Annotated in this window: 9 protein-coding genes; 5 read left to right on the top strand and 4 right to left on the bottom strand. The window is 60.8% G+C overall.

The genetic code is table 11. From position 1 onward, the window contains the following. Positions 1–23: 23 nt before the first annotated feature. The 3 genes from AC07V4_RS21910 to AC07V4_RS21920 are packed head-to-tail and all read right to left on the bottom strand — an operon-like array spanning position 24 to position 2,652. Positions 24–191, bottom strand: a complete 168-nt coding sequence (locus AC07V4_RS21910) for a DUF2474 domain-containing protein (protein WP_010562540.1) — start codon at positions 189–191, stop codon at positions 24–26. A 12-nt stretch (positions 192–203) separates the two neighbouring features. After that, positions 204–1,211 carry a cytochrome d ubiquinol oxidase subunit II gene (gene cydB / locus AC07V4_RS21915; RefSeq protein ID WP_431749101.1) on the bottom strand — a complete coding sequence of 336 codons (1,008 nt, stop codon included), beginning with the start codon at positions 1,209–1,211 and terminating at the stop codon, positions 204–206. A gap of 1 nt (position 1,212) precedes the next feature. Beyond that, positions 1,213–2,652, bottom strand: a complete 1,440-nt coding sequence (locus tag AC07V4_RS21920; protein WP_492638197.1) for a cytochrome ubiquinol oxidase subunit I — start codon at positions 2,650–2,652, stop codon at positions 1,213–1,215. Positions 2,653–2,969: 317 nt separating this feature from the next. Between AC07V4_RS21920 and AC07V4_RS21925 the strand changes: the two genes are divergently transcribed. Then, positions 2,970–4,208 (top strand): MFS transporter, encoded by a 1,239-nt coding sequence (locus AC07V4_RS21925; RefSeq protein WP_431753090.1) that lies wholly within the window; start codon positions 2,970–2,972, stop codon positions 4,206–4,208. A 1-nt stretch (position 4,209) separates the two neighbouring features. Here the strand turns inward: AC07V4_RS21925 and AC07V4_RS21930 are convergent, their stop codons facing one another. Then, positions 4,210–4,656 (bottom strand): DUF4879 domain-containing protein, encoded by a 447-nt coding sequence (locus AC07V4_RS21930; protein ID WP_492638198.1) that lies wholly within the window; start codon positions 4,654–4,656, stop codon positions 4,210–4,212. Between the two features lie 209 nt (positions 4,657–4,865). Here AC07V4_RS21930 and AC07V4_RS21935 point away from each other — a divergent pair, with 209 nt between their 5' ends. The 4 genes from AC07V4_RS21935 to AC07V4_RS21950 all read left to right on the top strand — a co-directional run bounded on the left by AC07V4_RS21935 (position 4,866) and on the right by AC07V4_RS21950 (position 8,791). Continuing rightward, positions 4,866–6,161, top strand: coding sequence for an NCS2 family permease (locus tag AC07V4_RS21935; protein ID WP_122728019.1), 1,296 nt, complete (start codon positions 4,866–4,868; stop codon positions 6,159–6,161). Next, positions 6,158–7,237 (top strand): tRNA (uridine(54)-C5)-methyltransferase TrmA, encoded by a 1,080-nt coding sequence (gene trmA / locus AC07V4_RS21940; RefSeq protein ID WP_492638199.1) that lies wholly within the window; start codon positions 6,158–6,160, stop codon positions 7,235–7,237. Before AC07V4_RS21935 ends, trmA begins: the two co-directional genes overlap by 4 nt. 259 nt (positions 7,238–7,496) lie before the next feature. Beyond that, the gene (aroQ, locus tag AC07V4_RS21945) at positions 7,497–7,937 is read left to right on the top strand and encodes a type II 3-dehydroquinate dehydratase (RefSeq protein WP_017253796.1); all 441 of its coding nucleotides are present in this window, start codon (positions 7,497–7,499) and stop codon (positions 7,935–7,937) included. Between the two features lie 5 nt (positions 7,938–7,942). Further along, on the top strand, positions 7,943–8,791 hold the full coding sequence (locus tag AC07V4_RS21950) for a shikimate dehydrogenase (RefSeq protein WP_492638200.1): 849 nt from the start codon (positions 7,943–7,945) through the stop codon (positions 8,789–8,791). The last annotated feature ends 90 nt before the right edge of the window (positions 8,792–8,881 follow it).

Raw genomic sequence — 8,881 nt, forward strand, 5'->3', positions numbered from 1 at the left:
ACCGTGAAGCCCGGATTGGGATGTCAGTGGGTGGTCAAGCCGGCCGCATTCATGAACATGCGCATCAAGCTGGCCACGACGAACAGGGCCAGCACGCTGCCAGTCCAAATCATCGCCAACCACCCCAGGCGCCGCCACAATGGCTGTTTCTCGGCCTGTTCAATCTCGTGCAACGTCGGTTTGCCGGACATAAAACGACCCTCCTAGTGATAGCCGTCTTCGTGGGTGACCTTGCCGCGGAACACGTAGTAGCTCCAGAAGGTGTAACCCAGGATGAACGGAATGATGAACAGCGTGCCCACCAGCATGAAGCCCTGGCTCTGCGGCGGCGCGGCGGCGTCCCAGATCGACACGGACGGCGGAATGATGTTCGGCCACAGGCTGATGCCCAGGCCGCTGTAGCCAAGGAAGATCAGCACCAGCGTCAGCAGGAACGGTGTGTAGTGCGCATTACGCGCCACCGCACGGATCAGCCCGTACATGGTCACCAACACCAGGATCGGCACCGGCAGGAACCAGAACAGATTCGGCAGGGTGAACCAGCGCGAAGCGATTTCCGGGTGCGCCAGCGGCGTCCACAGGCTGACGATACCGATCACCGCCAACACCACGAAGGCCAATGGCCGCGCCAGGTTGTGCATCTGCTCCTGCAACTTGCCTTCGGTCTTCATGATCAGCCAGGTGCAACCCAGCAAGGCATACGCCACCACCAGGGCCACGCCGCAGAACATCGTGAACGGCGTCAGCCAGTCCAGCGAGCCGCCGGCGAACTGGCGGTTCACCACCGGGATACCGTCAATGAACGCCCCCAGCGCCACGCCCTGGAAGAACGTCGCCGCGATTGAGCCGCCGATGAACGCCTTGTCCCACAGATGACGCTTGTGATCCTTGGCCTTGAAGCGGAACTCGAAGGCCACGCCACGGAAGATCAACCCGATCAGCATCAGGATCAGTGGCAGGTACAGCGCCGACAGCACCACCGAATAAGCCAGCGGAAAGGCGCCGAACAACGCTGCGCCGCCCAGTACCAACCAGGTTTCGTTACCGTCCCATACCGGGGCGACGGTGTTCATCATGACGTCACGGTCGACTTTGCCCGGGATAAACGGAAAGAGGATGCCGATACCCAAGTCGAAGCCGTCCATCACCACATACATCATGATGCCGAAGATGATGATCACGGCCCAGATCAGCGGAAGATCAATACCCATCTCAATTCCCCTTGTGCTGGATGTGGGTGTGGTCGTCATCACTGCCGTCATCAGCGGCGGACAACGGACGTGCCGGTGTGCGTTTCTGGCCCGGGCCACCATGGGTTGGCTCGCTGCCGTCATGAATCTGCGGCCCTTTGCGCACCAGACGCATCATGTAACCCAGGCCAGCGCCGAACAGGGCGAAATACACCACCACGAACAACACCAGAGTAATCGTCATCTGCGCCAGGCTATGCCCGGAGGACGCATCCGCCGTGCGCATCAAGCCATAGACCACCCACGGCTGACGGCCGATTTCAGTGGTGAACCAGCCAGCGAGAATCGCGATCAGGCCGGATGGCCCCATCCACAACGCCAGGTACAGGAACGGCTTGGACGTGTACATCTTGTCGCCACGGCGCAGCCAGAGGCTGAACAGACCAGTGAAGATCATCAGGAAGCCCAGGCCGACCATGACCCGGAACGACCAGAACACGATGGTCGAGTTGGGGCGGTCCTCAGGCGGGAACTCCTTGAGCGCCGGCACCTGTTTGTCCAGGGAGTGGGTAAGGATCAGGCTGCCCAGGTACGGGATCTCAACGGCGTACTTGGTTTTTTCGGCTTTCATGTCCGGCCAGCCGAACAGGATCAGCGGCGTCGGCTCGTTGCCGATATTTTCCCAGTGGCCTTCAATCGCGGCGATTTTTGCCGGTTGATGCTTCAAGGTATTGAGGCCATGGAAGTCGCCGATGACCGCCTGGATAGGCGCGACGATCAGGGCCATCCACATGGCCATCGACAACATGGTGCGGATCGCCGGGTTGTCCTTGCCACGCAGCAAGTGCCAGGCCGCCGAGGAGCCGACGAAGAACGCCGTAGCCACGAACGCCGCCGTGGCCATGTGCGCCAAGCGATAGGGGAACGACGGGTTGAAGACCACGGCGAACCAATCGGTCGGGATCACGCGCCCGTCGATGATTTCAAAGCCCTGAGGCGTCTGCATCCAGCTGTTGGACGACAAGATCCAGAACGTGGAGATCAACGTACCAACGGCGACCATCACGGTGGAGAAGAAGTGCAGCTTGCGCCCCACCTTGTTCCAGCCGAACAGCATCACCCCTAGGAAACCGGCCTCCAGGAAGAAGGCCGTGAGCACTTCGTACGTCAGCAGCGGCCCGGTCACGGCACCGGCGAAGTCCGAGAAGCGGCTCCAGTTGGTGCCGAATTGGTAGGCCATGACCAACCCGGAAACCACGCCCATGCCGAAGTTGACGGCAAAGATCTTCGACCAGAAATGGTAGAGGTCACGGTAGGTGTCGTTGTGGGTCTTGAGCCACAAGCCTTCCAGCACCGCGAGGTAACTGGCCAGGCCGATGGTGATCGCCGGGAACAGGATGTGAAACGAGATGGTGAACGCGAATTGAATTCGGGCGAGATCTAGCGCCTCCAAACCGAACATAAGTCTTCCTCTGTCAGGTAATACCGGCTGCTGGCGGGAGCCTGCACCCACTGCCCCCACGGATATGGAGTCTGGCGAATTCCAATTCGTTTCTTTTTTAACCCAACACGCAGGGAATCTGGCCCTAAGGCCGCCAGAACAATCCCGGGGCCGGTTTTGATCTGGATCAAGCATTGCTGAAAGAGTAGTCCCATTTTCGGTGTAGGACGGCGTGGTCTTTTGCCGCGTGACAGACTGCCTCAGCTCAGTTCTTGCAACCATCTGTTACAGCTTGATGATAATCTCGGCCCATCCTCCAGCCCTGACCTGAATTCCCGATGCCAACCGAACCCGCGTTGCTGTTGCGTCACCATCGTCCTTTCATCGCGTTCTGGCTGGCGCGGATCTTTACCGCCAGCGGATTTCAGATGCTCACCGTGGCCATCGGCTGGAACCTCTACCAACTGACCGGCAACGTGCTGGACCTGGGTTTGGTCGGTTTGGTCGAATTCGTACCGCGCGTGCTGTTCATGCTGCACACCGGGCATGTGGCCGATCGCTATGAGCGGCGCAAAGTGGCCGCCATCTGCCAGACCGTGCAGGCGCTGATTGCCCTGAGCCTGGCCATCGGCGGCCTGACCGGCAACGTGACCCGCGAGATGATCTTCATCCTCGCCTTCCTGTTGGGCGCCGCGCGCTCTTTTGAAATGCCCACCACCCAGGCGCTGCTGCCGAGCATCGTGCCCACCGCGTTGTTCCCCCGCGCCGTGGCCTCATCGCAATCGGCCCAGCAGTTGGCGACCATCGTCGCGCCGGCCCTTGGCGGTTTGCTGTATGCATTCGGCAGCGTGTGGGTGTATGGCCCGACTGTGGCGTTGTACCTGATCGCCTGCGTGCTGACCCTGAACCTGCCCGCCCGCCAGACGCCGCTGAACAAAGCCAAGGCCACCATGGACTCTCTGTTGGCCGGAATTCGCTTTATCCGCAGCCGCCCGGACATCCTCGGCGCCATTTCCCTGGACCTGTTCGCCGTGCTGTTGGGCGGCGCCACCGCGTTATTGCCGGTGTTCGCCAAGGACATCCTGCTGACCGGCGCCTGGGGCCTGGGCCTGCTGCGCTCGGCACCGGCGGTGGGCGCGTTGTTGATGTCGTTGTGGCTGGCGCGCTTCGCGGTGGACCGGCACGTAGGCCGTGTAATGTTCACTGCAGTCGGCGTGTTCGGCGTGGCAACCATCGCGTTCGGCCTGTCGACCTCGTTCTGGTTTTCCCTGGCGGTGCTGGTGGTACTGGGCGCGGCGGACATGATCAGCATGGTGATCCGCGCGTCCTTCGTGCAATTGGAGACGCCGGATGAAATGCGCGGGCGAGTCAGTGCCGTCAACGGCCTGTTCATCGGCGCGTCCAATCAACTGGGTGAGTTCGAATCCGGGATCACCGCCCACTGGTTTGGCACCGTGCCAGCGGTGGTCATGGGCGGGATCGGTACATTGTTGGTGACCGGGGTGTGGATCAAGCTGTTCCCGACCCTGGCCAACCGTGACCGGATGCATGTACCAGAGGAAGAAACGAAGGTGTGAATCAGCGGATGTTGAACATCGTCTTCAAGGTCACCTGCGGGCCATTGATCGAGGTGTTGCTGAACTCGAACCAGCCCTGGGCCTCGACATTCACCACGAACACATAGATGTAGCCCATCAATGTACCCACGCCATTGCACGCCTCGCTGATGTTGCCGACCTGACATATCGGCGTGCGCTGTCCATCCAGCTCCGCGCCATCGAAGCGACCCATGGGGCTGTTGCCCAGGCCGACTTCCATCACCGAGACTTTGGTCGGGCCACGGTGCTGGCACATCTCAGTGCTCTGGGCGCCCTCCGGGACTTTCTCGCTGCAACGCGCCGACTCGACCTTGAACACCCGCACCTCGCTCAAGGGCGGTGCAGTCGCGCCCCACACCGGTGCCACGCCCCACCACAGGCTGATACTGGCGATCAGAGCTAGACTCCACGCGTTGGCTTTTTTCATGCTGTTAACGACCTTGTCTTGAACGTCGACGCAGTATGCCTCAAGGCCATGATTCAGAATATGCAGCCCGTAGGGCACACGGCCTCGGCTGCTGGTATGATGCGCCGCTTTTTCCGATCCTCTCTGAAACCACAGGCGCTTGGCGCAGTTTGTGCTTTGACTTAGAGGTCAACAAATAACGACGCAAGATAGCGTCACAGGGAGCCGGCATGCTGGAAAAGCTGTTTCAACTCAAAGCACACAACACCAACGTGCGCACCGAGATTCTCGCGGGTATCACGACCTTTTTGGCCATGGCCTACATCCTGTTCGTGAACCCGAGCATCCTGGGCGAAACCGGCATGGATAAGGGCGCGGTATTTGTCGCGACTTGCCTGGCGGCCGCTATCGGCTCGACCGTCATGGGTCTGATCGCCAACTACCCGATCGCCCTCGCACCGGGCATGGGCCTCAACGCCTTCTTTACCTACACCGTGGTCCTGCACATGGGCCATACCTGGCAAGTGGCACTGGGGGCGGTGTTTATTTCGGCGGTGCTGTTCTTCCTGCTGTCGATCTTCCGTATCCGTGAGTGGATCATCAACGCCATTCCCCTGCCACTGCGCTCGGCGATTGCGGCGGGTATCGGCCTGTTCCTGGCGTTGATCGCCCTGCACAACGCCGGCATCGTGGTCAGCAACCCGGCCACCATGGTCGGCCTGGGCGACCTGAAACAACCCGCCCCCATCCTCGCCACCCTGGGGTTTGTGCTGATCGTTGCACTGGAAGCCCTCGCGGTACGCGGCGCGGTGCTGATCGGCATCCTCGCGGTCACTATTGCTTCCATCGTTCTGGGCTTCACGCCCTTCATCGGCGTGACCTCGGTACCACCGTCCCTCGCCCCGACGTTCCTGCAACTGGATATCAAGGGCGCGCTGGATATCGGCCTGGTCAGCGTGATCTTCGCTTTCCTGTTCGTTGACCTGTTCGACAACTCCGGCACCCTGATTGGCGTGGCCAAGCGCGCCGGCCTGATGGGCAAGGACGGTCACATGCCGAAAATGGGCCGTGCACTGATCGCGGACAGTACCGCCGCCATGGCCGGTTCGCTGCTGGGTACGTCGACCACCACCAGCTACATCGAATCCGCCGCCGGCGTGAGTGCCGGTGGCCGTACCGGTTTGACCGCCATCGTGGTCGCGATCCTGTTCCTGCTGGCGCTGTTCTTCTCGCCACTGGCCGCCAGCGTACCGGCCTACGCCACTGCGCCAGCGCTGCTGTTCGTCGCTGTGCTGATGACCCAGGGCTTGGCGGAAATCGACTGGGATGACATTACGGTTGCAGCGCCGGTGGTAGTCACTGCCCTGGCGATGCCTTTCACTTACTCCATCGCCAACGGCATCGCCTTCGGTTTCATCGCCTGGACCGCCATCAAGCTGCTTTCGGGCCGCTACCGTGAGCTGAACCCGGCATTGGTGATCCTGTCGATCCTGTTCGTGATCAAGCTGGGCTGGTTCAACGCATGACTTTTGACGCCGCACGCTACACCGCTCAACTGCAAGACAAGGTCACGCGCTTGCGTGACCTGCTGGCACCGTTCGACGCGCCCGAGCCGCAGGTCTTTGATTCGCCGCTGCAACACTTCCGCCTGCGCGCGGAGTTCCGTCTGTGGCGCGAAGGCGGTGAACGCCACTACGCGATGTTCTCCCAGGACGACAAACGCACGCCGATCCTGATCGAAGAGTTCCCCATCGCAAGCCTGCGCATCAACCAGTTGATGCCGCAGCTCAAGGCCGCCTGGCAAGCCAGCGCCGCCCTGAGCCACAAGCTGTTCCAAGTGGAGTTCCTCACCACATTGGCCGGCGATGCGATGATCACCCTGTGCTATCACCGTCCTCTGGACGAGCATTGGCACACCGCTGCGAATAAGCTCGCTGCCGACTTGAATGTCAGCATCATCGGCCGCTCCAAGGGCAAGCGCGATGTGATCGGCCATGACTACGTCGTGGAAAAACTCGTCGTCGGCGGCCGTACCTTCAGCTATCGCCAACCCGAAGGCGCCTTCACCCAGCCCAACGGCACGGTGAACCAGAAGATGCTCAACTGGGCGTATGAAGCCTTGGGCGATCGCCCGGATGATTTGCTGGAGCTGTACTGCGGCAACGGCAACTTCACGCTGCCGTTGGCGACTCGCGTGCGCAAAGTGCTGGCCACCGAGATCAGCAAGACCTCGGTGAACGCGGCGTTGAGCAACCTCGATGAAAACGCGGTGGATAACGTCACCCTGGTGCGTCTGTCTGCCGAAGAACTCACCGAGGCGCTGAATGAAGTGCGTCCGTTCCGCCGCCTGCAGGGCATCGACCTGAAAAGCTACGAGTTCGGTAGCGTGTTCGTCGACCCGCCTCGCGCCGGCATGGACCCAGACACCTGCGAACTGACCCGCCGCTTCGACAATATCCTGTATATCTCCTGCAATCCGGAGACCTTGGCGGCCAACATCGCGCAACTGCATGACACGCACCGCATTACCCAGTGCGCCATGTTTGACCAGTTCCCGTGGACGCACCATATGGAATCCGGCGTGCTGTTGACCCGGCGCTAACTCTGCAAAACACAGCAAATCAAAAATGTGGGAGGGGGCTTGCCCCCGATGGCGGTGTATCAACCAGCTTATCAGTAGCTGGTACATCGCTATCGGGGGCAAGCCCCCTCCCACATTGGCTTTCACACATCTGTTGATAAATTGTTCTGCACATCGAGAAGGGTTCGATAATCGAACACATCCCACCGTATCAATTGACCAAATTAACCATTCAGTACATTTTATCTCCACAACTAACAATAACTGTGGAGACCCTCCCATGCCGCCCATCGTGCTGGTGCTCAACGGCCCCAACCTCAACCTGCTCGGCACCCGCGAGCCCGCCACCTACGGCCATGAAACCCTGGCTGACGTCGCCGCGCTGTGTGGGCGCAGCGCGGAAAAACTCGGGCTGAAAATCGAGTTCCGCCAGACCAACCACGAAGGCGAATTGCTCGACTGGATCCACGGCGCCCGCGCCCGTTGCGCCGGCATTGTGATCAACCCGGCCGCCTGGACCCACACCTCGGTGGCCATTCGCGACGCACTGGTGGCCAGTGAAGTACCGGTGATCGAAGTGCACTTGTCCAACGTGCATGCCCGCGAGGCGTTTCGGCATCACTCCTTCGTTTCACCCATCGCCAAGGCGGTGCTGGCCGGTTTCGGCAGCCATGGTTACCACCTGGCACTGGAACACTTCAGCCATACGTTAAAAGGATGAGCTTGATGAAACCGCGCATCCTTGCCGGCCTGATCGGCTCGGGCATCCAGGCTTCCCGCACCCCGGCGCTTCACGAACAGGAAGGTGACGCCCAGGGCCTACGCTACCTGTATCGCCTGATCGACCTGGCGCCACTGCACCTGGACACCAACGCCCTGCCCGACCTGTTGCACGCCGCCGAATTGATGCACTTCACCGGGCTGAACATTACCTACCCGTGCAAGCAGGCAATCCTGCCGTTGCTCGATGAATTATCCGATGAGGCCCGTGGCATTGGCGCAGTCAATACCGTGGTGTTCAAGGATGGCAAGCGCATCGGCCACAACACCGATTGCCTGGGGTTTGCCGAAGGCTTTCGGCGCAACATGAACGATGTGGCGCGCCAGCGTGTCGTCCAGATGGGCGCTGGCGGTGCAGGTGCAGCGGTAGCACACGCGCTGCTGTCGGAGGGCGTGCAGCAATTGAGTATTTTTGACGTGGACGCCACCCGCGCCCGCGACCTTGTGGATAACCTCGCGCAGCGCTTCGGTGTCGGTCGTGCCCAGGTCGGCAACCATCTGGAAAGTGCTATGGCCGAGGCGGATGGCCTGGTGAACACCACGCCGATGGGCATGGCCAAGCTGCCCGGCACGCCGGTGCCGCCAGCCCTGCTGCGGGCTGAATTATGGGTCGCGGAAATTGTGTACTTCCCGCTGGAAACCGAACTACTACGTGATTCCCGCGCTTTGGGTTGCCGCACCCTGGATGGCGGCAACATGGCGGTGTTTCAGGCAGTGAAGGCGTTTGAGCTGTTCAGTGGTGAGGCTCCGGATGCAGACCGCATGTTGGCGCACTTCCAGAGCATGAATACCTAGTTGGCAAAACAAAGATCCAAATGTGGGAGCGGGCTTGCTCGCGAATGCGGTGGATCAGTCACAACATCTTTGGCTGACACACCGCATTCG

The organism is Pseudomonas sp. GW821-FHT03A09, from assembly GCF_059421065.1.

What these genes read in the sequence shown, in the direction of transcription:
- AC07V4_RS21935 (WP_122728019.1), top strand. Translation starts at nt 4,866, where the DNA reads ATGCTGGAAAAGCTGTTTCAACTCAAAGCACACAACACCAACGTGCGC.
- AC07V4_RS21925 (WP_431753090.1), top strand. Translation starts at nt 2,970, where the DNA reads ATGCCAACCGAACCCGCGTTGCTGTTGCGTCACCATCGTCCTTTCATC.
- AC07V4_RS21950 (WP_492638200.1), top strand. Translation starts at nt 7,943, where the DNA reads ATGAAACCGCGCATCCTTGCCGGCCTGATCGGCTCGGGCATCCAGGCT.
- cydB (WP_431749101.1), bottom strand. Translation starts at nt 1,211, where the DNA reads ATGGGTATTGATCTTCCGCTGATCTGGGCCGTGATCATCATCTTCGGC.
- aroQ (WP_017253796.1), top strand. Translation starts at nt 7,497, where the DNA reads ATGCCGCCCATCGTGCTGGTGCTCAACGGCCCCAACCTCAACCTGCTC.
- trmA (WP_492638199.1), top strand. Translation starts at nt 6,158, where the DNA reads ATGACTTTTGACGCCGCACGCTACACCGCTCAACTGCAAGACAAGGTC.
- AC07V4_RS21920 (WP_492638197.1), bottom strand. Translation starts at nt 2,652, where the DNA reads ATGTTCGGTTTGGAGGCGCTAGATCTCGCCCGAATTCAATTCGCGTTC.
- AC07V4_RS21930 (WP_492638198.1), bottom strand. Translation starts at nt 4,656, where the DNA reads ATGAAAAAAGCCAACGCGTGGAGTCTAGCTCTGATCGCCAGTATCAGC.
- AC07V4_RS21910 (WP_010562540.1), bottom strand. Translation starts at nt 191, where the DNA reads ATGTCCGGCAAACCGACGTTGCACGAGATTGAACAGGCCGAGAAACAG.